The organism is Silicimonas algicola (genome assembly GCF_003970735.1).
Lineage (GTDB): Bacteria > Pseudomonadota > Alphaproteobacteria > Rhodobacterales > Rhodobacteraceae > Silicimonas > Silicimonas algicola.
This window is the reverse complement of sequence record NZ_CP034588.1, coordinates 1,898,787-1,923,282: the sequence shown is the minus strand read 5'-3', so window position 1 is coordinate 1,923,282 and position 24,496 is coordinate 1,898,787. Positions and strand designations below refer to the sequence as shown.

The window sequence follows — 24,496 nt, the reverse complement described above, 5'->3', positions numbered from 1 at the left end:
TCCCGCAGTCAGGCGAGCGTCCAGCGAAAACGGCGTGAAACCGCGTGACCGACCGAGGCTTCCGCGCGTCAGCGCGAGGCGAAGGCGTCGGACTGGCGATAGAACTTGTGAAAGCCGATGGCGGCCGTCATCGGGAAGGCGCGGGCCCACTTCGGACGAACGGACTTCGTGTGGTAATGCGTGGCGCCGTCGGTCAGGGGACGCTCGGACTCGCCCAGCATGATCTTGGCCACCTTGCCCACCAGCGCGAAGGCCTTCTTCTCGCGGATGACCTCGGGACGCCCGTCGCAGGTATAGGTGAACTGGCAGCGGAATTTCTCGCCGGTCCCCTGGTTCACGACACCGCAGACGCTGTTGGGATAGCGCGGATCGTCGACCCGGTTCAGGATGACCTCGGCCACGCCGAAGATGCCGCGAACGGTTTCGCCCCGTGCCTCGAAGTAGAGAGCCTCGGACAGGCACCGCCATTCCGGTCCGCCCGAAACGGCCGGCATCGCATCGAGCCGGGCACGAGAATAATATCCCGTGTCGCCTGGCGTCGCCGCGGGCGACTGGATCAGACGGCCGAGCCCGCGGCGTTGCACATCGCTGACGGTCCGGTTCTCGGCGTCGAGAAGCGAAGACAGGCGGTCGTCAATCCCGGCCTGCGAATTGTTCGAAGATCCCAGCGTCACATCGGCCAAAGCCGCCCCGCAACACAGGACCAGAGACGCCGATACGATCAGCGCCCGAACGGCGTTTCCATACATGGTTGCCCCCTTTTCGCAGCAACACATCACCTTGAGGGCAGCACACGCCCTCGTACCTCAAGGCGGGCCTAGCCAATGGCCGGGGGAACGTCCACCCCGGGATCGGAAAAACGGACCGTGGAACGGGGACAGATTCGGCAAGAATCCGCTTAAAATTCCATTAATCGATCAATGGTCGGGAAAATATCTCTTTGTCGCGGAGCGCAAGCTGCGCGGCGGCCAGTCGAGCGCCGGGGACGCGGAAGGGCGAGCAACTGACGTAGTCGAAGCCCGCGGCACGGCAGAAGGCGATGGATTCGGGGTCGCCGCCGTGTTCGCCGCAGATCGACAGCTTCATGTCGGGCCGGACCGCACGTCCCCGCGAGGCGCCCAGTTGCAGAAGCTCTCCCACGCCCTCGACGTCGAGGCGGTGGAACGGATCTTCCGTGAAGATGCCCTGCTGGACATAGACCGACATGAACCGCCCCGCGTCGTCGCGCGACAATCCATAGGTCATCTGGGTCAGGTCGTTCGTGCCGAAGGACAGGAACGAGACATGGGGCGCGATCTCGCCCGCGCGAAGCGCCGCGCGGGGCGTCTCGACCATGACGCCCAGACGATAGTCGAACGAGGCCCCCGTTTCGGAGCGCACGGCGGCCGCGATGCCCTCGATCCGGCCCCGGACAAGCTCGACCTCGCGCTTGGCCGAAACGAGCGGGATCATGATCTCGGGCACGACGGGCATCTCGGGCGTCGAACTTTCGATCGTCGCGGTGAAGATCGCGCGCGCCTGCGCCTCATAGATCTCGGGCATCGTGATGCCCAGGCGGACCCCGCGCAGGCCCAGCATGGGGTTGAACTCGGACAGGGCCTCGACCCGCCGCGTCACGCGCGACAGGGGCAGGCCCATGGCGTCGGCCAGATCCCGCAGCCCGTCGCGCGACTGCGGCAGGAACTCGTGCAGCGGAGGATCGAACAGCCGGATGCAGACCGGGCGCCCCGCCATCACCTCGAAGAGCTTGCAGAAGTCCGCCACCTGCATGGGCACAAGGCGCTCCAGCGAAGCCGCGCGGCCTTCGGCCGTCTCGGCGAAGATCATCTCGCGCATCAGCGTCAAACGGTCTTCCTCGAAGAACATGTGTTCCGTCCGGCAGAGCCCGATGCCCTCGGCCTCGAAGGTCAGCGCCATCTTCGCCTCGGCATAGGTGTCGGCGTTGGCGCGCACGCCGATGTCGCGCACCTCGTCGGCCCAATGGAGGAGCGTGCGGAAGCTGTCGTCGAGGTTCGGCTCCAGGAGCGGCACCGCGCCGGCAAGGACCGTTCCCGTCGTGCCATCGACCGTGACGAGGTCGCCCTCGTTCAGGACCCGGCCATCCGGCGTGGTGAGCGTCCGCGCGCGCCGGTTCAGGGCGATCCCGTGCGCGCCGACGACACCCGGCAGGCCCAGACCGCGCGCCACCATCGCGGCGTGGCTGGTCATGCCGCCGCGTTCGGTCAGGACCGCGTGGGCCGCGTGCATCCCCCGGATGTCCTCGGGCGAGGTTTCGCGGCGGACGAGGATCGTGGCTTCGCCGCGCGCGGCGGCGGCCTGTGCCGCGGCCGAGGTGAAGACGATGCGCCCGGTGGCGGCGCCGGGGCTGGCGGCGACGCCTGTCGCGATCACGTCGCGCGCCGCTTTCTGGTCGACCTGACGGTGCATGAGGTGTGCGAGGAACCCGGGCTCGATCCGCAGGACTGCCTCCTCGCGCTCTATGGCCCCATCCTCGGCCATCGCCACGGCGATCCGCACAGCGGCCCGCGCGGTGCGCTGCACGCGCACGGCGTCAAGGACCGACAGCCGCCCGGCATCCAGGGCGAATTCGATCTGCATCTCTTCCTTCAGGCGCTGACGGCAGGTCGCGCCGTACTGCATCAGGCGGTCGAAGCCCTCGGGGTACATTTCTTCCAGAGACGGGCCGCGCGGGTCGCGGGTCAGGTACACGGCGCTTTCGTCGAACAGCGCGTCGCGCCCCTGGCTCTGGCCGAGGTAGCGCCCCGTGATCTGCGGCAGGCCCGTGTCGGACGAGACGAACTGGATCACGCCCGAGCCGCTTTCGGGCGGGCCCATGCCGGGCGCCATGCGCTGCACGACGAGGCCGAGACCAGCCTCCGCCGGCGCGCCGCGCGCCTGCCTCAGAAGCCGGGCCGAGGTGCCTTCCCACGCGCGCGCCATCGACTTCAGCACATCCGAAAGCTGTCGCGCCGGGTCCTGCGGGAAAGGTTCGTCCATCTCGGCCTCGTAGGCGTCGAGCATGGCGGTCAGGGTCGACCCGTCGGGATCGTCCGGCGCCTCGAAGCTGTCGGGGTCAAGACGCGCGACCTGCACCGAATAGGTCTGCACGAAACGGACATAGAGCCTATCGGCGGCGGCGTGGCCCAGGAGGTTCGCCAGTTCCGCGTGCCGGGCATCGTTCATGCCGATGTTCAGGATCGCCCCCGGCCCGCCCCAGTCGGGATCCTCGGACGACGGCCTGACCGAAACCAGGGGCGCGGCCCCGAAGTTCCGCAGGATGGCGGCGGTGTCGACCTGCCCTCCGCTCGCGAGCCGTCGCACCGTCGCGAAGGACAGCGCCACGGTCAGCGGAACGGGAAGGTCGAGCCGGATCAGCCGCTGCAGGCACTTCGCGCGTCCGCCGTGCGTATCGTTCGCGACGGGCGCCGTTTCGTCGATGACGACGAAGTCTTCGATCTCGAATGGTTTCTGCACTGCGGCGATTCCTTCGCTGCGCAGGATAGAAGCTAATCGTCCGCGATCAAGGAAGCCGTGCGTCTAAATCGTTATCGGCGCCCGTCCGTTGCCGGAACCTCGCGTCAGCCCTCGAGCCGCGTCAGGTCCGCGACGCCGAGGCAGAGCGCGCTGATGCGGTGCAGGAGGTTCAGCCGGTTCCGCCGCAGGATCTGGCTCTCGGCGTTCACCTGCACCGCCTCGAAGAAGGCGTCGATCGGCGCGCGGAGGTCGGCGAGAGCAGCCATCGCCGCGCCGAAATCCTCGGACTGCATGGCGGGCGCGATCTTCGCCTGCGCGTCGTCGAGCGCGGCGAAAAGCGCGCGTTCCTCGTCCGTCTCGGCCAATTTGGGATCGGGGCCGTAGGAGTATTCGACCCCGTCCTTCTCCTGCGCCTGCGTCAGGATGTTGTGCGCGCGCCGGAAGCCCTGGAGAAGGTTGCCCCCGTCTTCGGTGTCGAGGAAGGCCTGCAACGCCTCGGCGCGACGGACGAGAAGGGTCAGGTCGTCCGCGTTCGGCATGGCGAGGCAGGCGTCGATGACGTCATGCCGGATGCCCCGGTCGCGGAGGTAGACCTTGAGGCGGTCATGGAGGAAGCTCCTCATTTCATTGATGTCCGCGAAAGCGTTACTTCGTGGGCCAGCAATCTCGTTAGCTCGCTGAAACATATCGTTCAGGGCAATTCGAAATTCGTTAGCTGCAATCAACCGGATCACCCCCAGCGCCGCCCGCCTCAGCGCAAACGGATCCTTCGACCCCGTCGGCTTCTCGTCAATCGCCCAGAAGCCCGTCAGCGTGTCGATCTTGTCGGCCAACGCAACGGCCACCGACAAGGGCGCCGAAGGCACGTCGTCGGACGGACCGAGCGGCTGGTAATGCTCGCGCGCCACCGCCGCCACATCCTCGCCCTGCCCGGCGGCCTTGGCGTAATAGGCCCCCATCACCCCCTGTAACTCGGGGAACTCGTAGACCATCTCGGACGACAGGTCGGCCTTGGCCATCCGCGCCGCCGTCTCGGCCTTCTCCGGGTCCGCACCCACCAGGGGTGCTAACTCCCGCGCCAGAGCCGCGATGCGCTCGATGCGCTCGGCCTGAGATCCTAACTTGTTGTGGAAGGTCACCGCCTTCAGCGCCTCCAGCCACTCGCCCATCCCTGCCTTCGCCACGCGCAGGTCGTTCTCCCAGAAGAACTTGGCATCCGACAGCCGCGCCGACAGCACCTTGCGGTTGCCCTTCAGGATCGTCGCGCCATCGTCCGCCGTCTCGCGGTTGGCCACGGTGACGAAGCGCACGATGCGGCCCGCCTTGTCCGTGACGCTGAAGAACTTCTGGTGTTCCTTCATCGATGTCCGCAGCACCTCGGGCGGCAGGTCCAGGAACTCCGCCCCGATCTCGCCCATCAGCACCACCGGCCATTCGACGAGGCCCGCGACCTCGGCCAGAAGGCCCTTGTCCTCGACCAGCTCCAGCCCCTGCGCGAAGGCCGCCTGCGTCGCGTCGTGCCAGATATGCTCGGCGCGCTCCTCGGCCGAGAGGATCACATGCGCCCGCTTCAGCTTCGCCACGTAGTCGTCGAAGGACGACACGCGGAACGCACCCGGAGCCATGAACCTGTGCCCGCGCGTGGTATCGCCGGCCCGGATGCCGTCGATCTCGACCGGCACCACCGTCGCCTCGCCCGCCTCATCGGTCACAAGGCAGAGGATCGAGTGCAGCGGACGCACCCACCTCAGGGTGCCCGCGCCCCAGCGCATCGACTTCGGCCAGGGGAAATCGCGCACCGTGCGCTCCAGCACCTCGGCCACGATCTCGGCCGCAGGACGCCCGGGCTTCTCGACCACCGCGAACCAGACCTGGCCCTTCTTGTCGTCCCGCGCCTGAAGCTGGTCCTTCGTCAGACCCGTCGAACGCAGGAACCCCTCCAGCGCCTGATCCGGTGCGTCGGTGCGCGGACCTTTGCGCTCCTCCCGCAATGCGGGCGAACGGTCCAGTAGCCCCTCGACCGCCAGCGCAAGACGGCGCGGCGTGGCGAAGGCGGCGGCATGGGCATAGGTCAGCCCCGCCTCGACCAGACCGTCCGTCATCAGCCTGCGCAGATCCTCCGCCGCCTGCCGCTGCATCCGCGCGGGGATTTCCTCGGAGAAGAGTTCGATCAGAAGATCGGGCATGGGGGATGGGTCCGGTTCAGCTCAGGGTTCAGGGGCGGTGGATAGCCGTCCCTCCCGCCCCCGTCCAGTCCCGGACCCGGTGCGTCAGGCCCCGGCCTGGCGGGCCTTTTCCTCGGCCCAGTCGCTGATCGTCTGCACATCCGGTCCCGCGCAACGCGGCACGATGCGGTAGATCGCCTCGATGGCGTTCTCGAGCGCATAGCCCAGCAGCCCGAGTCCGAGGAGCCCCAGAAGCACCCGCCCGAACGCCATGCCGCGCACATAGGACAGCGCGTCGCCGACGCCCTTGGCCTCGCTCGGGTCCGACTGCAGGGCGGCGACAACCAGGAACGCGCCCACGATCCCCACGACGATGGCATGGGCCACGAACCCGGCGCGCATCGCGGGGTCAAGGCGCCGCGTCGTGGGTGTCACGCGGATGTTGCGCTCATAGGTGCGCGCCCAGCCCTTGTAGAGGTGGAAGGCACCCACGCCGAGGAGGGCCACGCCCACCGCGGCCGCGATCCACTTGCCGAAGGGCATCCCCATCATCTTCGTGGTCCAGTCGCCCCCGCCCGAGGAGTTCCCCCGCGCGAGTGCGATGACCGACACGCCAAGCGCGCCGTACCAGATGCCCGACACAACGAGGGCGACGCGCGCGAAGACCCCCTTCTCGTCGTCGCCACGCCTCTCGAGATCGTACCACGCCGCGACCAGCCGCCAGGCGGCGAAGCAGATAAGCCCAAGCCCGATGAGCCAGAGGAGCGCGTTGCCGAAAGGTTCGTCCCTGAGCCTCGCCAGCGCCCCCTGGGTGTCCTCGGTCTGACCGCCGGCCCAGGCCGCGGCCAGCGTCAGCCCGCCAAGCACAGCATAGACCGCGGCGCGGGCGCTGTATCCCACCCGCATCATCGGTACGACCCAGTTCGGTGCAGTGTCTGACATCGGCGCGTCCTCCTGCCGGACAAAGCGCCTGCCAACGCATTCGGTTCCGCCGAGGCTACTGCTCGGGAGGAGCCGGACAGCCCTGCGGCAAGGGATCTCCATCGAAGAAGGCCTGGCCGCAGGCGTTGATCTGGTGCCAGACGAAGCCGCGTCCGTCCTCGCCGATGGCAACCACGCGGTCGAAGCCGTAATGGATGTTGCCCTCGCCCAGGAAGGCCGTCGCCGTCCCCTCCTCCAGTGCTGCACCGATGGCAGCGGCGTCGAAGCAGTCGAACCAGCCCGGTGCCACGTTCGGCACCGCACCCTCATAGACGACATAGCTTTCGGTCAGCATCGCCTGGCTCAGCCCGGTCTCGAAACAGGCCCGGTAGCGCAGGGGGGAGCTGTCGGCGTCGATGGCGCGCACGGACTCGGCCCCGATCGCCTCGGGCGCTCCCGTCGCCACCGACGTAAGAAACACCTCGGAGTCCTCCGCCGAGACGGTGTCGTAGAAGGCGTAGACCTGGAAATAGTACATCGCCGCGCCGGCGATCAGGCCCGAGACCACGAGGATCATGGCGACGATTTTCCCGCTCATGCCCTCACGCCGCCGCCCCGGCCGCGTCGGTCGTGACGAAGGCATCTGCGCAGGCCTTCGCCAAAGCCCGCACCCGCCCGATATAGGCCTGGCGCTCGGTCACGCTGATGACGCCGCGCGCATCGAGCAGGTTGAAGAGATGGCTCGCCTTGATGCACTGGTCATAGGCCGGATGCGCCATGACGATGCGCTTGCCGGTCTTGGGATCGACGTCGTCCGCCTCGAGGATGCGACGGCACTCGGCCTCGGCGTCCTCGAAGTGCTTCAGGAGCATGTCCGTGTCCGCCACGTCGAAGTTCCACCGAGAATACTCCTGCTCGGTCTGCCGGAAGATGTCGCCATAGCTCAGCGGGATCGGCGACTGAGGGTCGTTGAACGGCATCTCCATGACGTGATCGATGCCGAGGACGTACATCGCAAGTCGTTCCAGCCCATAGGTCAGCTCGCCCGAAACCGGCTTGCAATCGTGCCCGCCGACCTGCTGGAAATAGGTGAACTGCGACACTTCCATCCCGTCGCACCAAACCTCCCAGCCAAGCCCCCAGGCGCCGAGCGTCGGGCTTTCCCAGTCGTCCTCGACGAAGCGGATGTCGTGAAGCGCGGCGTCGATGCCGATGGCCTCGAGCGAGCCGAGATAGAGCGCCTGAAGATCCGGCGGCGACGGCTTTATCAGCACCTGGTACTGATAATAGTGCTGAAGCCGGTTCGGGTTCTCGCCATAACGCCCGTCGGTCGGCCGCCGGGACGGCTGGACATAGGCCGCGGCCCAGGCCTTTCTGCCAAGTGCCCGCAGTGTCGTCGCGGGGTGGAAGGTGCCCGCGCCCACCTCCATGTCGTAGGGCTGCAGGATCGCGCAGCCCTTCGACGCCCAATAGCTCTGAAGCCTGAGAATGATCTCCTGGAAGCTCTTCGGGCGCACCGTGTCGGACGGGCTGTGGGCGGACATGGGCGGAACCTCTCGCAACTCGCGTTCTCAATAGGCAACAGGCCCGACGGGGTCAATCTGACCCCCTTGAAACCCCTCGCACTCGGTCCAGCCTTTCTCTAGAACAGCCGCAATCGGCGCCCCGGGGGGCCTCCAAGGATCGGGATCGGTATGAACGTTTGGCGGGTCATCGCAGCCATTTGCCTGAGCATCTTCCTGGCCGGGACCGCCTCGGCGCAGCAATCCTGGGTGCAGATCGAGGCGCAACCTACGGAACGCGAAGCCCTTTCGCGCGCCAACGCCTATGCCGCCCAGCTTCCCGACGTGAACGCCTTCCGGCTTCGCTCGAACTGGCACGCCATCGCCCTCGGCCCCTATTCCGAAGCCGAAGCGCGCCAGCGCCTTCTTGAACTGCGGGCCTCCCGCGCCGTGCCGTCCGACGCCTTCGTGTCAGACGGGCGCTCGTTCCGCGACCGCATCTTCGGCACCGGCGTCGCCGCAACCGCGCCCGCCGCGCCCCTTACCCCGCCGCCCGTCCTCGAAGCCGGCGAGGAGACCCCTGCCGAGGCCCGCCGCAGCGAGGCAGAGCTCACCCGCGAGGACCGCGCCCTGATCCAGACCGCGATGCAGTGGGAAGGCGTCTACTCCTCGGTGATCGACGCCTCCTTTGGTCCCGGCACCCGCCGGGCGATGGCCGACTGGCAGCAGCTCAACGGCTACGAGCCGACCGGCATCCTCACGACGCTCCAGCGGCGCGAACTCGTCGACGGCTATCTCGGCGTCCTCGACGCGCTTGGCCTTACCCCCGTGATCGACGAACGGGCGGGCATCCAGGTCGACATGCCTGCGGGCCTCGTCCGCTTCGACCGCTACGAGTCGCCCTTCGCGCACTATGCGCCCGCAACCGACGACGGCGTGCGGGTCGTCCTCATCAGCCAGGCGGGCGACGCGAACACGCTCGGCGCGCTCTACGACATCCTCCAGACGCTCGAGATCGTGCCGATCGAGGGAGAGCGTGAGCTTACCCAATCCGAGTTCACCATCGAGGGCACGAACGCGACGACCCAGTCCTATACCTACGCGCGCCTCACCGGCGGCGCGGTCAAGGGCTTCACCCTGGCCTGGCCCGCCGGCGACGAAAAGCGCTTCCGCCTGGCCCTGTCCCGGATGCGCGACAGCTTCACGCCTCTCGAAGGCGTCCTGCCCGACACCGAAGGCACGGCGATCCAGAACATCGACCTTCTCTCGGGCCTCGAGATCCGCCGCCCCGGCACCACCGCCTCGGGCTTCTACATCGACGGCTCGGGCACTGTCCTGACCACCTCGGGCGCCGTCGCGCAATGCGCCCGCGTGACGCTCGACGGCGAGGTCGAGGCGCAGGTGACGGCGCGTGACGACGCGCTCGGCCTCGCCCTTTTGACACCCCGCGAGTCGCTCGCCCCCCTGTCGGTCGCGCGCCTCTCGACGAACGAGCCCCGGCTTGCGTCCGACATCGCCGTGGCGGGCTACAGCTACGGCGGGCTTCTGTCGGCGCCGGTCCTGTCCTTCGGCACGCTCGCCGACGTGAAGGGCCTCGACGGCGACGACCGTGTGCAGCGTCTCGACGTCTCGAACGAGCCCGGCGATGCGGGCGGCCCCGTCTTCGACGGCTCGGGCGCCGTGGTGGGGATGCTCCTCGCCCCGCGCGCGGGCGACCGCCAGCTTCCAGGCGACGTGGCCTTCGCCGCCGACGCTCCTGCCCTGTCCGACTTCCTTGCGGCGAACGGCATCGCTCCCGACGAGACCGCGATGGGAGACCTGATGGCGCCCGAGGACCTGGCGCTTCTCGCCACCGACCTGACCGTGCTGGTGTCCTGCTGGAACTGAGCCTCAGCCGCGCCAGAACCGCGAGGTGAAGAGGACGAAGACGACCATCAACTCAAGCCGGCCGCAGAGCATGGCGAAGGTCAGGATCCATTTCGCCATGTCGTTCAGCGTGCTGAAGTTGCCGGCGGGTCCGATGATGGGACCAAGGCCCGGTCCCACGTTCGCGATGGCCGTCGCGGCCCCGGACACCGACGTCACGAAATCGAGCCCCGTCGCCGACAGAAGCACCGAGAACACCCCGAGCGACACGAAGAACAGCGTCAGGAACGCCGTCACCGACGACAGCACGTCTTCGGTCAGCGTCTGCCCGCCGTAGCGGATCTGGAACACCCCGTTCGGGCTGTGGATGCGCCGGATCTGCGTCGCGATGGCCGCGATCAGGATCTGGTAGCGGAAGATCTTGACGGAACAGCAGGTCGACCCCGCGCATCCCCCGATCAGCCCGATGAAGAAGAACAGCACGACCGGAAACGGTCCCCAGAGCTGGTAGTCGACGCTGGCGTAGCCGGTTCCGGTGATGATCGAGGTGATGTTGAACGTCGCTTCCCTGAGAGCGTGTGTGAAGTGATCGCCATTCGCAAGAAGTCGATAGGCTGTCATGACCGCAATCAGGAGGGCGATCAGCCAGAAATAGGCCCTGATCTGGACATCGCGGTAGAACGGCAGCGCCGACCCCGCGAGGATCTGGACGTAGCGGACGAAGGGCAGGCTTGCCAGCACCATGAAGACCGAGGCGACGTACTCGGGCGCCCCCTGGTAGTTGCCGAAGGACGCATCGTGTGTCGAGAACCCGCCGGTCGACACCGTCGTCAGCGCATGGTTGACCGCGTGGAACCAGGTGAAGCCGCTGGCGAGGTAGGACAGCACGCAGGCGATCGTCAGCCCCACGTAGACGATCGAGATGCGCGAGGCGATCTCGGCCGCGCGGGGCAGCACCTTGCCGTCGGTTTCGAAGGCTTCCGAGCGGAAGATCTGCATCCCGCCCACCCGAAGCTCCGGCAGGAAGGCCATCGCGACGACGATGATGCCGACGCCGCCGAACCATTGCAGCATCGACCGCCATAACAGGATCCCCGCCGGGAGGTCGTCGAGCCCCACGAAGACCGTGGCGCCGGTCGTGGTCACGCCGCTCATCGCCTCGAAATAGGCGTCCGTGAAACTGGCGTCGGTGGCGCCCCGCATGAAGGGGATCGCCCCGAAAAGCGGCAGCACCACCCAGACCATCGTCGTCAGAAGGAAAAGCTGGCGGTTCTCCATCCGGCCCGAGACCGAGTTGGCCGAGGCCAGCGCGATCAGCCCGCCGGTAAGGATGGTGACGACGGCGGCTTCGAGAAAGACGCCCGCCTCGTCGTTCCCGGCGGCGAGGTCTGCCATCATCGGCAGGACCATCGACGCGCCGATGGCGGCGACGACGAGGCCGATGATGTATCCGACGGGCCGGAAGTCGATCATGCGGGACCCCTGTCCCTGCCGTTCGGCAAGGTCAGCCAAGGTAGGCCGCACGCCGTTCCGCCTCGTCGAGAACCTTCGGCGCGGACACCGGCGCGCCCTTGGCATCGAAGAAGGGCGTCGCCTTGTAACGCCCGGACAGCCGTGCGCCCGCGACATGCGACAGGTGTCGCACGATGGCGCCGACGACGGCCAGTGCGCCGCTCTTCGGCGAGCCCTTGTCCATCATGCGCGCGGCGAGCGGCGGCAAGGCATCCCGAGGGGTAAGGTTCCAGGCGATGACGCCCGCGTGCGGCACGCCGGGCGTTCCGGCGGAATTGACGAAAGGCGTCCCGCAGCATCCGGCGTACCAGCGGATCGGACCCTTCTTCGTCAGCCGCAGGGACTGGAGGTGTTCCTGCCCCTCCAGCATCTCGACCCGGTCCACCGTCGTCAGAAGTAGGTCGGTCCCGCCCCGCGCGTCCATCCTGTCGCCGCGCCCCAGGTGCCGCGCGTGGGCCTGGCAGTCCTTGCAGGCGCACACGATGCGCGTTCCCTTAGACAGGCCGATGCGGGCGTGCATCTTGCCGCAGTCGCACCGCCAGTCACACGTCCGATCCGTCATCCGAAGCCTCTCCACGCGGGCCGCCACTCTAGCAGCGACCCGCGACCGGGCAAGCGCCCTCAGCCCGGATGCACGAGCGTCCCGAAGAGGCGGGGATCGAGGCTCGCCTGGGCGAAGGTAGGGCCGCCGGTCAGCACCGACACGGCGTCATGGCTGTGCAGGCTTTCCTGATGGCTCGCCACCACGCGGTAATCGCCGATGCGCGGATCGGCCTCGATGGCTTCGGCGAAAAGCCGCGCCGCATCCTCGACGAAGATCGGGTTGGCCGCGTTCAGTTCAGCGAAGGCCTGCTCGTCCTCGCGCTTGACCATCACCTGCGTCTCGGTCGGCACCGCGCGGCGGCACAGCGCCACCGCATCCTCGAACCAAAGCGTGCCGGCGTCGGGTTCCAGAGCCAGCGACAGCCGCGCGACCGACCGCTGCGAATGCGGCGTCGCCAGTTGCCCGCGCGTCCGACGCGCGTGTTCGGAGAGTTCCAGCGAGCAGGGGCAGGTCGAGGAATAGACGTAATCGAGGTGCAACACCCGCAGCCGCTCGTCGTCCTGCTGCGCCACTTCCAGCGCCAGGTCATAATACTGCCAACCCTTCAGGCCCGAGCGCAGGCTCGCCACCTCCATCGGATAGGACAGCCGCATCTGGATCCGCGCATCCTCGGCATCGAGGTGCGCGCAATAGTCGTCGAGCGCCGACTCGATCACCTCGAAACTGAAGGCGCGCTCGACATGCGCATAGAAGCTGCGCATGATGCGGCTCATGTTGATGCCCTTGCGGCCCGCGTCGAGGCTGACCGTGCCCGTCACCGAGACGTCGACAAGCCGCTCGCCACCGCTCTTAACCTTGAATCGCACCGGCAGCCGGAAGTTCGAGATGCCGACGTGCTGGATCTTGGACCTCGCGCCCCGGATCAGGGATTCGGGACCGTTCTGCAGGTCGGGCAGCGTGGCGCGATAGGCCTCGTCCGACAGGAAGTCGACCGGATAGGCGCGCGAGAAGTCGGGATAGCCGTTCGACCGTCCGACCAGCAGCGCGCGCAGGGCGGGATCAAGCCGCTCGACCTCGTCCGCCGTCGCCTGTCCTGCCCAGTCGCGCAGGACCGACAGCGCCTCGGCGGCGTCGTCCGGCGTCAGGTCCCGTCCCAGTGGCTTCGAGTGAATGGTCATCCGTCTTTCCCCTTCGTGTCCCGCGAGGATATCCCGTCGTCCTTGCCGTTTCTTTACGAAGGGGAAGGTACGCCGGATCTTACGTATGTCTCGACGAAACGCCGCAGGATGCGCTCCGGCACCGTGACCTCGGCCGAGAGGCAGGCACGGGTCAGATCTTCTGCCGCCTCGGGGTCGAAGTATCCCCGGTTGCGATAGATGCGGATTCGGTCCGCGAAGACCTGCCCGTCCGCCTCGGGATGGAACTGCGTCGCATAGACGTTCCGCCCCGCGCGGATCATCTGGAACGGGCAACCTTCCGACCCCGCAAGGTGAACCGCTCCCGGCGGCAGCGCCTGCACGGCCTCCTTGTGGCCGACGAGCGCCGCGAACCGATCCGGCAGACCCCGCAACAGCGGATCGGAGCGTCCCTCCTCCGTCACCTCGCAGGTCACGGCCGACACAGGCTCGCCGTACTGCGCCTTCGAGACCTCGCCGCCCAGGTGATGCGCCAGAAGCCCGATGCCGTAGCAGCAGCCGAGGAAGGGCAAGTCACGCCCGACGATCTTGGGCATCAGCGCCAGAAGCTCGGCCTCGGCGCGCGCCTCGACCGGATCGCGTGTCGCCGGGTCGTCCGAGACGCAACCCGGCCCGCCGCCCACGATCACCGCCCCGAAATCGTCCAGGGAGACGTCGCGGGGCAGCGGTCCCTGCTCCATGCGGATGCGCCTCACCTGGCTCTCGTCCAGCCCGCCCTTGTCGAGGAAGGCGCGAAACTCGCCGTCCGACGCCTCGTCCTCGGGGCGGAGTTGAAGGATAAGGACGCGCGTCATCAGGTTTCCGCTCGAGCGTTCGAGGCTTCGGATATGGGGGCGGCTGCCGCCTCCTGCCAGTCCGGGACCGGGAGCACCTTCTCCATCACCGCATTGCGCAACGCGACCCCGTTGCGCACCACTTCCTGCCGCCGCACGACGCGCCAGCCGTGACGGAGGAAGAACGGCTCGGCCACCAGGCTCGCCTCGGTCCTCAGGCGCGTCACCCCGACCGACCGCGCGCGGCCTTCGACCACGGCGTAAAGCGCATGGCCCACGCCTTGCCGCGCGAAGGTGGGATGGACATAGGCGAGGTCCAGCAAGTCATCCTTCAGGCACATGAACCCGGCGACTTCGCCCCCGACCTCGGCCACGACAACGTCCAGGCCGTCGAGCCGTCTGGTCCACGCCTCGACCGTCGGCACGGCGGGCGACCATGCTGCGCGCTCCGCCTCGCTGTAGGCCTCCGCCGCCTGCACGGCGGCATGGAACACCTCGGGCAGCGCGGGGACATCCTCCGCGCGGCCGGACCTCACCACGACGTCCATCAGACCGCGTCCAGCGCGGCTTTCAGGTCGTCGATCAGGTCGTCGGCATCCTCGAGCCCGACCGACAGCCGCACGAGCCCCCGCGTGATGCCAAGCGCGTCGCGCTGGTCGTCGCTCAGGCGCTGGTGCGTCGTGGTTGCGGGATGCGTCACGATCGACTTCGCGTCGCCCAGGTTGTTCGAAATCACGACGATCTCGAGCGCGTTGAGGAACCGGAACGCCGCTTCCTGCCCGCCCTTCAGGTCGAGGGAAATCACCGTCCCCGCCTTTTCGAGCTGCCGCATGGCAAGGGCGTGCTGCGGATGGCTTTCCAGCCCCGGATAGATCACCCGCGCCAGCCGCGCATCGCCCTCCAGCGCCTGCGCCACCTTCAACGCCGCATCCGCCTGAGCATGGACGCGCAGGTCCATCGTCTCCAGCCCCTTCAGCAGCAGCCAGGCGGTGAACGGGCTCATCGCGGCGCCGGTGTGCTTGAGATACGGCTCCAGCGTCTTGCGGATGTAATCCTTCGTCCCGAGGACCACGCCGCCAAGGACGCGCCCCTGCCCGTCGATGTGCTTTGTCGCGGAATAGACCACCACGTCCGCGCCCAGCGCGATGGCGCGGGAAAAGACCGGCGTCGAAAAGACGTTGTCCACGATCACCAGCGCGCCCGCGTCATGCGCGATGCGCGCCACCGCTTCCAGGTCGATGACCTCCAGCGTCGGGTTCGACATCGATTCGAGAAACACCGCCTTCGTCCCCGGCCTGACCGCCGCCCGCCACTGGTCGAGGTCGGTACCGTCGACGAAGGTCACCTCGACGCCATAGCGCGTCAGCACCTCCTCGAGGATGTAGAGGCACGACCCGAACAGCGCGCGGGCCGAGACGACATGGTCTCCCGCCCGCAGCATCGAGGTCAGCGCGGCATTCACCGCCGCCATGCCGGAGGCCGTCGCGAAGGCGTCCTCGGCCCCCTCCAGCGCCGCAATCCGCTCCTCGAACATCCGCACGGTCGGGTTGCCGTAGCGGGCATAGATGAACTCGTCCTCGCCCGCCTTCTCGAACCGCGCCGCCGCCTGCTCGGCGCTTTCGTAGACAAAGCCCTGCGTCAGGAAGATGGCTTCCGACACCTCGTTGTACTGGCTCCGGCGGATGCCGCCGTGAACCAGCGTCGTCCTGCGCTTCCAATCCTTCTTCGACATGGGGACGCCTCCTTTCCACAACAAAAAGCCCCCACCGCACGAGCGCCGGGGGCGGAAGTCCGTCCCAGACCTCTTTAGCGGAATGTTTAACGTGGCCCGCAATCCGGTGAACAAATCGCCACGGTGCGGGCCTGCTAGACCTCCGCGCTGGTCTCGTCAAGAGACTTGGGGGATCAGCCAATCCTTAACCTTCGCCGCCCTACCCTGCGCCCGACCGGCCGGGAGCGCGCCACATGATGATGAGAGAGACATTCAACAGGCGGTTCAGCCCGAACCGCCGCCGCACCTGTGTCGAGGCCTGGTTTCACCGGGACGCCGAAACCCGCGATGGGGGCAGCCGCCTCCGCATCACGATCCGCGACGTCAGCTACGACGGGATGCGGCTCGAGGTCGAAGAGGCGCTCGCCCCCGGCACCGCCGGCGCAGTCGAGGTTCTGGGAACCCGCATCCCCGCCATCGTCCACTGGTGGAAGAACGGTCAGGCCGGGGTCCACCTGGCCGAACGGCTCGACCGCGACCTTCTCGTGGCCCTCGAAGCCGCCGACGACGACCTGGCCGAGTACCGCTAGGCGTCCCCGCCTTCGTCCTCGATCATGTGACGCTGCAGGGCGAGGATCTGGATCCACAGGAACAGGAACATCAGAAGCGGAAAACCGAAGGTCTCGATCTTGACCCAGGCGTCCGTCGACATCGTGCGCCAGACGATCTCGTTGCCGATGGCCAGCGCCGCAAAGAACAGCGTCAGACGCCAGGTCAGCTTCATCCAGCCCTCGTGCGTCATCGGCAGGAACTCCGACATGACCCAGGCGAGGTACGACCGCCCCTGCAGAAGCCCCACACCCAGGATCAGCGCGAACAGCCCGTAGACCAGCGTGGTCTTCATCTTGAAGAACCTCTCGTCGTTGAACCACACCGTCAGCCCGCCGAAGACGACCACCATCACGACGGTGAAGACCTGCATCCGGCTCAGCTTTCCCGTCAGCCGCCACAGGATCGCAAGCGACAGCAGAAGGATGGGCACGAAGGCCGCGGCAGCGACAATGAAGCCGGAATACTCTCGCCCGCCAATGAGATAGGTCTCGTCCCTCATGTAGAGGTAGGCGACGAAGAACAGAAGCGGCGGCCCCAGTTCCAGGACCTGCTTCACCACCGGGCTGATTTCCTTACCGCTCATCGCACACCTTTTCCTGTCATCGACGTCATCCGCCCATTTCCACCAGTACCGCCCCCGCCGCGATCAGCACGATCAGCAGAAGCCGCCTCGGTCCCACGCCCTCGCCCAGCATGATCCACCCGAGGAACGCCGCGAACACGACGCTCGTCTCGCGCAGCACCGCAGCCTCGCCCACCTTGTCGAGCCGCGTGGCCAGCATGATCCCCCCGAAGGACAGGAACGCCACCACCGCGCCAAGGACGCCCAGCCGCAGAACCGGGCCGAGAGGCCGGGGCAGCCGCCCCCGCCGCAACACCATATAGCCCACCGGAATGGTGATCCCGTCGATGAGGAAGAACCAGGCGATGAAGGTGAAGGGATCGGGCGTCGCGCGGATCGCATAGGCGTCCCACGTCGTATAAAGCGCCACGAACCCGCCCGTGATCACCGCCAGTCCAAGCGCCAGGGGCAGCTTCGCCCGGTCCACCACGATGTGGCGCAGGTTGTAAAGCGCAAGCCCAAGGATCCCGCCCATAAGCACGGCGACGCCCAGCCATTGCAGAGGCGCGAAGGTCTCGCCGAAGACCAGCATCGCGCCCACCAGCGTGAAGGCCGGCGACGACCCCCGCACCACCGGATAGACGACGGTATAGGCGCCCGCCGAATAGGCCGCGCCCTGCGCGAGCTTGTAGCCGACATGAATCGCCCAGGCGCCGGCGAACAAGGGCCAGACCTCCGGCTCCGGCGCGGGCACCAGGAACAGGGCCATGGGAAGCGCCATCACGACATAGCAGGCGTCGATCGCGGCGCGCGCCGTCCAGGGGTCCGTCTTTCCCTTCTGCAACGCACCGAAAAGCGCGTGCAGGAACGCCGCCTGCAAGGCGAGCGCCAGCGCCAGGTGCCGTCCGGCTTCGGTGCCCTCGAGAGAGACCAGCCATTCGCTCACCCCCCTGTCGCCGAAACCGGAACGGGGTATCGTGCGTTGTGTCGCGCGAAACGGACGGGACAGACATGATCGAGACCATCGTCGACGAATTCACCGGCACCTTCAGCAGGGTGCCTTTCGAGATCGCGGCGACGCGCCTTCTCGCCGCCGTCCTCCTCGGGGCGGTCATCGGCTTCGAGCGCGAGCGGCGCGAAAAGCCGGCGGGCCTTCGGACCAACATGCTCGTCTCGATCGCCGCCTGCCTTTTCGTCGTCGTGGGCATCGAGCTGTCGTCCATCTCCTTCGGCGACGAGGGCTCGCAGCGCCAGGACCCGCTCCGCCTGATCGAGGCGGTGACGGCGGGCGTGGCCTTCCTCGCTGCGGGCCTCATCTTCACCTCGGGCGGAAAGGTCCGTAACATCACCACCGGCGCCACGCTCTGGCTCGCCGGTGCGGTCGGTCTCGCCTGCGGTGCGGGACAGATCCCGCTCGCCGCGATGGCGACGGTCATCGTCATCGTAATTCTGACCGTCATCCGCCAGTTGGAGCGTCTGATGGGCACTCACGAGGACCCCTACGCCTGAGGCGCCACAGAAGTCGAGCCTCACGCGCCAGCCCCGGTCAGGGCCTTGGCGAAGTCCTCGGGATCGAAAGGCGACAGGTCGTCGATCTGCTCGCCCACACCGATGGCGTGGATCGGCAGCCCGAAGCGGTCGGCGAGAGCCACCAGCACACCGCCCTTCGCCGTGCCGTCGAGCTTGGTCATCACGAGGCCTGTGACGTCGGCGATCTTGCGGAAGATCTCGACCTGGCTCAGCGCGTTCTGGCCCGTCGTCGCGTCGAGGACGAGGATCGTGTTGTGCGGCGCCTCGGGATCCTTCTTGCGGATCACGCGGACGATCTTGGCAAGCTCCTCCATCAGGTCCTGCCGGTTCTGCAGCCGCCCTGCGGTGTCGATCATCAGAAGGTCCGCGCCCTCGGCCTCGGCCCGCGCCATCGCGTCGAAGGCAAGGCTCGCCGGGTCCGACCCCTCGGGCGCCGTCATCACCGGCACGCCCGCGCGGTCGCCCCAGATCTGAAGCTGCTCGACGGCGGCAGCGCGAAAGGTGTCGCCCGCCGCGATCACCACCGACTTGCCCGCCGCGCGGAACTGGCTGGCGAGCTTCCCGATCGTCGTCGTCTTGCCCGAGCCGTTGACGCCCACGACCAGCACCACCTGCGGCCGCTTGGCGTAAAGCGGCATCGGCTTCGCCACCGGCTCCATGATGCGCGCGATCTCGCCCGCCATCACGGCCTTCAGTTCCTCGGTCGAGAACTTCCGCCCGAAGCGCCCCTCGGCCATGTTCGCGGCCACCCTTGCGGCCGTCTCGACGCCCATGTCCGAGGTGATGAGAAGCTCCTCGATCCGCTCCAGCATGTCGTCGTCGAGCGTCCGGCGCACCACCGTCTCGGGCGCAGCGCGGCCCGTAAGCCGCCCCAGCAACCCGCCCCTGTCGCGCGGCGGCGCGGGCGTGGGCGCGGGCGTCATCGCCTCGACGGGCGGTGGCGCCGGATGCGCGGCGGGCGTAGGCGAGGGCGGAGGTGCGGGCGGAACGTCGGGAGCGGGTTCCGGCGTCGCCGCCGCCTCCTCCGTGCCGCCGTCCTCGACGATGGCCTCGAGCCCCTCGTCGATCTTCGACGAGGACTTGAAGAGCCGGTCCTTGAGCTTCGAGAAGAATGCCATGACTTCCACCTAATCCGCGTGTGCGGAAGATGGAAGCCCGGCGGGAGGGCGCCGCCGCCGCGTGCCACCCCTTCCCTGCGCCCGCGCACCATGTCACTCTCGGCCCATGCGCGCCCTCGTCCTCACAGCCCTCCTCGCCGCAACGCCGGCCCTGGCCGAAACCCCGCTCTCCGCCGCCGAGTTCGAGCGTATCGTCACCGGGCGCACCCTCTCCTACGCTTCGTCGGGCGGAGAATACGGTGCCGAGGAATATTTCGAAGGCCGCCGCGTACGCTGGTCCTACCTCGACGGCGACTGCGCCGAGGGTCGCTGGTACGAGGCGGGCGAGCAGATCTGCTTCGTCTATGACACCATCCCCGAGGTCCAGTGCTGGACCTTCTACCAGCGCGACGGCCGCCTTTTGGCGAAGTTCGAGAACGACCCCGGCGTCACCGAACTTTACGAGACCAGCCGCCGCGACGGCCCGCTCATCTGCCTCGGTCCCGAGGTGGGCGTCTAGACCACCCCTCCCGCTTCATCTTGCCAGAAATACGCATCCCAACCCTCCGCGCCTTCGCGGCGGCCAGGGGTCAGCCCCGCCGCACCGGCACCCGACCGTCGCGGAACTCGATCTCCAGCGCCTCGTTCTTCCGCGCCTCACCTGCCTCCGTCACCACGGCCCCGGCCCCGTCGCGCACCACCGCATAGCCCCGCGCCAGCGTCCCCTGATAGCTGAGCGTCCCCAGCATCCGCCCGAGCGCGTCCAGCCGGTCCCGCCGCCGAAGGCGCCCCTGCGCCTCGCAGCGGTCCAGCGCGGCAGCCGCCCGCGCCAGCGCGTCGCGCCCGCGTCCCAGCCGCAGCACAAGCGGCTCGGCCCGCAGCCGCACCTTTCCCAGCCGGTCGCGGTGCAGCGCCACATCGCGCGTCAGCGCCGGCGCCAGCCGCCCGCCGCAGGTGTCCAGCCGCCGCTGCGCCTCCCTCAACCGCGCCCTCAGCGCCGCAGGCCGCAACGCCCCCGCCACCGCCTCGAAGGTCTTCCGCTTCCGCGCCGCCGACCGCTCCAGCGCCGCACCCAGCCGTGCCTCGGCCCGGTCGAGCCTCTGGCGCGGGTCCGACAGCAGCGTCTCGGGCCGGGGCAGGATGCGTGAGAGATCCGACAGCCGCTGACGCCGCCGCTCGACCCCCTGCCGCACACCGCGCAAGAGCCGCGCCTCCTGCTCGCGCGTCCAGGCGATCAGTTCGGCCCGCACCGGCACCGCCATCTCGGCCGCAGCCGTCGGCGTGGGCGCGCGGCGGTCGGCCACATAGTCGATCAGCGTCGTGTCCGTCTCGTGCCCCACCGCCGAGATCAGCGGGATGGCCGACTCCGCCGCCGCCCGCGCCACGATCTCCTCGTTGAACCCCCATAGGTCCTCGATCGACCCGCCGCCCCGCGCCACGATGATGAGATCCGGGCGCGGCAAGGCACCCCCCGGCGTCAGCGCATTGAAGCCCCGGATCGCGGCGGCGACCTGCGGCGCGCACTCCTTGCCCTGCACGGCCACCGGCCAGATCATCACCTTGCGCGGGAAGCGGTCCCTCAGCCGGTGCAGGATGTCCCGGATCACCGCACCCTGAGGCGACGTCACCACCCCGATGATCTCGGGCAGGAACGGCAGCGGCTTCTTCCGCTCGGCCGCGAACAGCCCCTCGGCGGCCAGCGCCTTCTTCCGCCGCTCGAGCATCGCCATCAGCGCGCCCTCGCCCGCGACGGCGATCCGCGTGACGTTCAGCCCGTACTTCGACGAAAACCCCGAGGCCGTCATCTTGCCCTCGGCGATGACCTCCATCCCCTCCTCGGGCATCAGGTCGAGACCCGCCATCTGCCCCTTCCAGGTCATGCAGGACAGGACCGACTTGTCGTCCTTCAGATCGAAGTACAGATGCCCGGACCGCGCATGGACGACGCGGCCCACCTCGCCCCGCACCCGCACATGGGCCATCTCGCCCTCGAGGATGCGGCGCACGGTGCCCGCGATCTCCGACACGGTGAACTCGGGCGTGTTGTCGCCTGCGCCGCCGCCGTCGCCCACATGCTCGAACAGGTCCATCGGCTCCCCTCGCGCTTGTCTAGCAGGCGCGTTTCGTGTCTATCGGCGCCGACCATAGCGAAGGGGGCGCGCACAGTGAATATCCTGATCCTCGGCGGCGGCGGACGCGAGCACGCGCTGGCCTGGGCGGTGCTCCAGAACCCGAAGTGCGACAAGCTGATCGTGGCGCCGGGCAACGCCGGGATCGCCGCCATCGCCGACTGCGCCCAACTCGACATCCTCGACGGCGGCGCGGTGGCGACCTTCGCCGAAGAGAACGCCATCGACTTCGTCATCGTCGGCCCGGAGGCTCCCCTCGCTGCGGGCGTGGCCGACGACCTGCGCGGCGCGGGCTTCCTCGTCTTCGGTCCCTCGAACGAGGCCGCCCGCCTCGAAGCCTCGAAGAGCTTCACCAAGGAGATCTGCGACGCCGCTGGCGCTCCCACCGCCGCCTGGGCCCGCTTCACCGAGACCGACCCCGCGAAGGCCTACATCCGCGAGCAGGGCGCCCCCATCGTCGTGAAGGCCGACGGCCTCGCCGCCGGCAAGGGCGTCGTCGTCGCGATGACCGAGGAGGAGGCCGAGACCGCCATCGACGAGATGCTCGGCGGCCAGTTCGGCGAGGCCGGCGCGGACATCGTGATCGAGGAGTTCATGTCGGGCGAGGAAGCCTCGTTCTTCGTCCTCTGCGACGGCACGGACGCCCTCGCCATAGGCACAGCGCAGGACCACAAGCGCGTGGGCGACGGCGATACCGGCCCCAACACCGGCGGCATGGGCGCCTATTCCCCCGCCCCCGTCCTGACCGACGAGATCGCGCGGCGCGCCATGGACGAGATCGTGAAACCCACGCTGGCCGAGATGTCGAAGCGCGGCACCCCCTATCAGGGCGTCCTCTACGCCGGGCTGATGATCGAGAACGGCACCCCCCGCCTCGTCGAATACAACGCCCGCTTCGGCGACCCCGAATGCCAGGTGCTGATGATGCGCCTCGGCGCGCAGGCGCTCGACCTGATGCAGGCCGCAGCCGAGGGGCGGCTTGCCGAGACGCGCGTGAACTGGGCCGACGACCACGCGATCACGGTCGTCATGGCCGCCACAGGCTATCCCGGTGCCTACGACAAGGGCAGCGAAATCCGGGGGCTGGATGCGATGCCCGAGGACTCTTTCCGCATGGTCTTCCACGCCGGCACCGAGGCGCGCGACGGCGCCATCGTCGCCACCGGAGGCCGGGTCCTGAACGTCACCGCGCGCGCCGCGTCCTTGGCCGAGGCGCGCGACGCCGCCTACGCGATGATCGACGGCATCGACTGGCCCGGCGGCTTCTGCCGCCGCGACATCGGCTGGCGCGCGCTGCCCTGAGGCAGTCTGCGGTCGATGAAAACGCGGTAAAGCCGGGAGACATCTCCGCTGGCAAGGCGGAGGGTGGTCCGGCTCATTCCGGCTCGCATTCCTCAAAACTGTTCTCGAAGAAATCCGTCACCCGCCGGACGTGGTCTTCCCACTCGGAAATGTCTCCGACGGAAACCAGGAACTGCGCTTCCCACCCGTTTCCCATGTAGTAACTCGCTTCGCAGGCACCCGTGCGGGGCGACAGCGGGCACCGCATTGCCAGCGGTATGGATTTGTCTTCCGGCACGAGCTGCAGATCAAGAGGCAGCACGCGGCAGCGGGCTGGGACCTGCTCCTGCGGATTGTAGTCTTCATTGGTCTTCAGAGAGATCAGCCCGTGATCGAACGGCTCCTCTAGGCAGGCGCCCGGCGGGGGATTTGTCCGTTCCCTGATCCGGCCCGCATACGTGAGATCATCCAACGGAAAATATGCTGCGCCGATACCAGTCCTCACCGGATCGTCCATTATGTCTGGTGTCAGATAAGGCGCCGGAACCAAAAAACGGGGTGCGTTGCCAAATGGGCTCGCTCGACCTTTGAGGTAGAAGTCGACATCGCCGGCCTCATGCGACAGGCATATAGGTTTGTTTGCCTTCTCGTACCGATGTTTGATCGTTTCGGCGAACGCTCCGGACGAGACGGCGATCATCGAGACGATCACGAGCAGTCTCGTGTAGAGCAGGGAATGCCCAGAGACGTCTCCGCGGGCAAGGCAGGCGAGGGTGACGCAGGTCATTCCGGCTCACATTCCTCTAAACTGTTCTCGAAGAAATCCGTCACGCGCTGGACGTGGTCTTCCCACTCGGGAATGTCCCCGACGGAAACCAGGAACTGCGCTTCCCACCCGTTTCCCATGTGGTAACTCGCTTCGCAGGCACCCGTGCGGGGCGACAGCGGGCACCGCATTGCCAGCGGTATGGATTTGTCTTCCGGCACGAGCTGCAGATCAAGAGGCAGCACGCGGCAGCGGGCTGGGACCTGCTCCTGCGGATTGTAGTCTTCATTGGTCTTCAGAGAGATCAGCCCGTGATCGAACGGCTCCTCTAGGCAGGCGCCCGGCGGGGGATTTGTCCGTTCCCTGATCCGGCCCGCATACGTGAGATCATCCAACGGAAAATATGCTGCGCCGATACCAGTCCTCACCGGATCGTCCATTATGTCTGGTGTCAGATAAGGCGCCGGAACCAAAAAACGGGGTGCGTTGCCAAATGGGCTCGCTCGACCTTTGAGGTAGAAGTCGACATCGCCGGCCTCATGCGACAGGCATATGGCTTTGCTCGCCTTTTCGTACCGATGTGTGACCGTTTCGGCGGACGCCCCGGTCGAGACCGGGATCATCGAGACGATCACGAGCAGTCGCAGGTCGAGCCGGCGTCTCGGTTTATCATCATCGGGAAATTTCACGCGTCAGACCGTTCGGCACTCAACGGACAAAGTCAACGAAGTATGGTCTCGAACCTTCGCCGGCGCTTCGGGACCGTCGGGGCCGTGTCCCCACATCCCGTCCCCCTTCCCTCCCCGTCCGGGGTTGCCATGCCCCGGCCCCTCGCATAGATACCGCCCGACCCTG

23 protein-coding genes and 1 riboswitch are annotated in these 24,496 nt (G+C 67.8%); of the genes, 5 read left to right on the top strand and 18 right to left on the bottom strand.

Features of this window, described 5'->3' with window-relative positions:
• Positions 1-68 precede the first annotated feature (68 nt).
• The 6 genes from EF888_RS09520 to EF888_RS09495 all read right to left on the bottom strand — a co-directional run bounded on the left by EF888_RS09520 (position 69) and on the right by EF888_RS09495 (position 8,104).
• The gene (locus EF888_RS09520) at positions 69-749 is read right to left on the bottom strand and encodes a cell wall hydrolase (RefSeq protein WP_109758776.1); all 681 of its coding nucleotides are present in this window, start codon (positions 747-749) and stop codon (positions 69-71) included.
• A gap of 160 nt (positions 750-909) precedes the next feature.
• Entirely contained in the window at positions 910-3,474 is a 2,565-nt protein-coding gene (locus EF888_RS09515) for a putative PEP-binding protein (RefSeq protein WP_109758775.1), read from the bottom strand.
• Between the two features lie 104 nt (positions 3,475-3,578).
• Positions 3,579-5,660, bottom strand: a complete 2,082-nt coding sequence (glyS, locus tag EF888_RS09510; RefSeq protein WP_109758774.1) for a glycine--tRNA ligase subunit beta — start codon at positions 5,658-5,660, stop codon at positions 3,579-3,581.
• A gap of 84 nt (positions 5,661-5,744) precedes the next feature.
• A complete protein-coding gene (locus tag EF888_RS09505) occupies positions 5,745-6,581 on the bottom strand; it encodes a DUF1206 domain-containing protein (protein ID WP_109758773.1) in 837 nt (278 codons plus the stop codon).
• A 55-nt stretch (positions 6,582-6,636) separates the two neighbouring features.
• The gene (locus tag EF888_RS09500; protein WP_109758772.1) at positions 6,637-7,158 is read right to left on the bottom strand and encodes a DUF6446 family protein; all 522 of its coding nucleotides are present in this window, start codon (positions 7,156-7,158) and stop codon (positions 6,637-6,639) included.
• Positions 7,159-7,162: 4 nt separating this feature from the next.
• On the bottom strand, positions 7,163-8,104 hold the full coding sequence (locus EF888_RS09495; protein ID WP_109758771.1) for a glycine--tRNA ligase subunit alpha: 942 nt from the start codon (positions 8,102-8,104) through the stop codon (positions 7,163-7,165).
• Between the two features lie 150 nt (positions 8,105-8,254).
• Between EF888_RS09495 and EF888_RS09490 the strand changes: the two genes are divergently transcribed.
• Positions 8,255-9,949, top strand: coding sequence for a serine protease (locus tag EF888_RS09490; protein WP_109758770.1), 1,695 nt, complete (start codon positions 8,255-8,257; stop codon positions 9,947-9,949).
• Between the two features lie 3 nt (positions 9,950-9,952).
• Here the strand turns inward: EF888_RS09490 and EF888_RS09485 are convergent, their stop codons facing one another.
• From EF888_RS09485 to metZ, 6 genes are read right to left on the bottom strand one after another with little or no spacing between them, the layout of a single operon-like run.
• Positions 9,953-11,401 carry a TrkH family potassium uptake protein gene (locus tag EF888_RS09485; RefSeq protein WP_109758769.1) on the bottom strand — a complete coding sequence of 483 codons (1,449 nt, stop codon included), beginning with the start codon at positions 11,399-11,401 and terminating at the stop codon, positions 9,953-9,955.
• A gap of 31 nt (positions 11,402-11,432) precedes the next feature.
• Entirely contained in the window at positions 11,433-12,002 is a 570-nt protein-coding gene (locus EF888_RS09480; protein ID WP_126918546.1) for a DUF6151 family protein, read from the bottom strand.
• Between the two features lie 59 nt (positions 12,003-12,061).
• Complete coding sequence (gene folE2 / locus EF888_RS09475) at positions 12,062-13,162, bottom strand: GTP cyclohydrolase FolE2 (RefSeq protein ID WP_109758767.1); 1,101 nt, start codon at positions 13,160-13,162, stop codon at positions 12,062-12,064.
• Positions 13,163-13,215: 53 nt separating this feature from the next.
• On the bottom strand, positions 13,216-13,974 hold the full coding sequence (locus EF888_RS09470) for a glutamine amidotransferase (RefSeq protein WP_109758766.1): 759 nt from the start codon (positions 13,972-13,974) through the stop codon (positions 13,216-13,218).
• Positions 13,974-14,501: a GNAT family N-acetyltransferase gene (locus EF888_RS09465; protein WP_109758765.1), complete on the bottom strand. Its 528-nt coding sequence runs from the start codon at positions 14,499-14,501 to the stop codon at positions 13,974-13,976. The genes EF888_RS09470 and EF888_RS09465 overlap by 1 nt, the downstream gene beginning before the upstream one ends.
• Positions 14,501-15,685 (bottom strand): O-succinylhomoserine sulfhydrylase, encoded by a 1,185-nt coding sequence (gene metZ / locus EF888_RS09460; protein WP_109758764.1) that lies wholly within the window; start codon positions 15,683-15,685, stop codon positions 14,501-14,503. The genes EF888_RS09465 and metZ overlap by 1 nt, the downstream gene beginning before the upstream one ends.
• A gap of 53 nt (positions 15,686-15,738) precedes the next feature.
• A riboswitch (SAM riboswitch) is annotated at positions 15,739-15,817 on the bottom strand.
• A 101-nt stretch (positions 15,818-15,918) separates the two neighbouring features.
• On the opposite strand from metZ, the gene EF888_RS09455 reads away from it, so the two are divergent.
• Positions 15,919-16,254: a PilZ domain-containing protein gene (locus EF888_RS09455; RefSeq protein ID WP_109758763.1), complete on the top strand. Its 336-nt coding sequence runs from the start codon at positions 15,919-15,921 to the stop codon at positions 16,252-16,254.
• On the opposite strand, the gene EF888_RS09450 is transcribed toward EF888_RS09455, so the two are convergent.
• Both EF888_RS09450 and EF888_RS09445 read right to left on the bottom strand, forming a co-directional pair.
• The gene (locus EF888_RS09450) at positions 16,251-16,859 is read right to left on the bottom strand and encodes an inner membrane-spanning protein YciB (RefSeq protein ID WP_109758762.1); all 609 of its coding nucleotides are present in this window, start codon (positions 16,857-16,859) and stop codon (positions 16,251-16,253) included. The two genes, EF888_RS09455 and EF888_RS09450, sit on opposite strands and share 4 nt — an antisense overlap.
• Before the next feature lie 25 nt (positions 16,860-16,884).
• Positions 16,885-17,784, bottom strand: coding sequence for an EamA family transporter (locus EF888_RS09445; protein WP_109758761.1), 900 nt, complete (start codon positions 17,782-17,784; stop codon positions 16,885-16,887).
• Between the two features lie 65 nt (positions 17,785-17,849).
• Between EF888_RS09445 and EF888_RS09440 the strand changes: the two genes are divergently transcribed.
• Positions 17,850-18,347 carry an MgtC/SapB family protein gene (locus EF888_RS09440; RefSeq protein ID WP_109758760.1) on the top strand — a complete coding sequence of 166 codons (498 nt, stop codon included), beginning with the start codon at positions 17,850-17,852 and terminating at the stop codon, positions 18,345-18,347.
• Positions 18,348-18,367: 20 nt separating this feature from the next.
• Here EF888_RS09440 and ftsY read toward each other — a convergent pair whose 3' ends face one another.
• Positions 18,368-19,486, bottom strand: a complete 1,119-nt coding sequence (ftsY, locus tag EF888_RS09435) for a signal recognition particle-docking protein FtsY (protein ID WP_109758759.1) — start codon at positions 19,484-19,486, stop codon at positions 18,368-18,370.
• Positions 19,487-19,592: 106 nt separating this feature from the next.
• On the opposite strand from ftsY, the gene EF888_RS09430 reads away from it, so the two are divergent.
• Positions 19,593-19,985: a hypothetical protein gene (locus tag EF888_RS09430; protein ID WP_109758758.1), complete on the top strand. Its 393-nt coding sequence runs from the start codon at positions 19,593-19,595 to the stop codon at positions 19,983-19,985.
• Between the two features lie 70 nt (positions 19,986-20,055).
• On the opposite strand, the gene xseA is transcribed toward EF888_RS09430, so the two are convergent.
• Positions 20,056-21,555 (bottom strand): exodeoxyribonuclease VII large subunit, encoded by a 1,500-nt coding sequence (gene xseA / locus EF888_RS09425; protein WP_109758757.1) that lies wholly within the window; start codon positions 21,553-21,555, stop codon positions 20,056-20,058.
• Positions 21,556-21,630: 75 nt separating this feature from the next.
• Here xseA and purD point away from each other — a divergent pair, with 75 nt between their 5' ends.
• Complete coding sequence (purD, locus tag EF888_RS09420) at positions 21,631-22,896, top strand: phosphoribosylamine--glycine ligase (protein ID WP_109758756.1); 1,266 nt, start codon at positions 21,631-21,633, stop codon at positions 22,894-22,896.
• A 73-nt stretch (positions 22,897-22,969) separates the two neighbouring features.
• Here purD and EF888_RS09415 read toward each other — a convergent pair whose 3' ends face one another.
• Both EF888_RS09415 and EF888_RS09410 read right to left on the bottom strand, forming a co-directional pair.
• The gene (locus tag EF888_RS09415) at positions 22,970-23,662 is read right to left on the bottom strand and encodes a hypothetical protein (RefSeq protein ID WP_109758755.1); all 693 of its coding nucleotides are present in this window, start codon (positions 23,660-23,662) and stop codon (positions 22,970-22,972) included.
• The gene (locus tag EF888_RS09410; protein ID WP_126918545.1) at positions 23,659-24,330 is read right to left on the bottom strand and encodes a hypothetical protein; all 672 of its coding nucleotides are present in this window, start codon (positions 24,328-24,330) and stop codon (positions 23,659-23,661) included. The genes EF888_RS09415 and EF888_RS09410 overlap by 4 nt, the downstream gene beginning before the upstream one ends.
• Positions 24,331-24,496 lie beyond the last annotated feature (166 nt).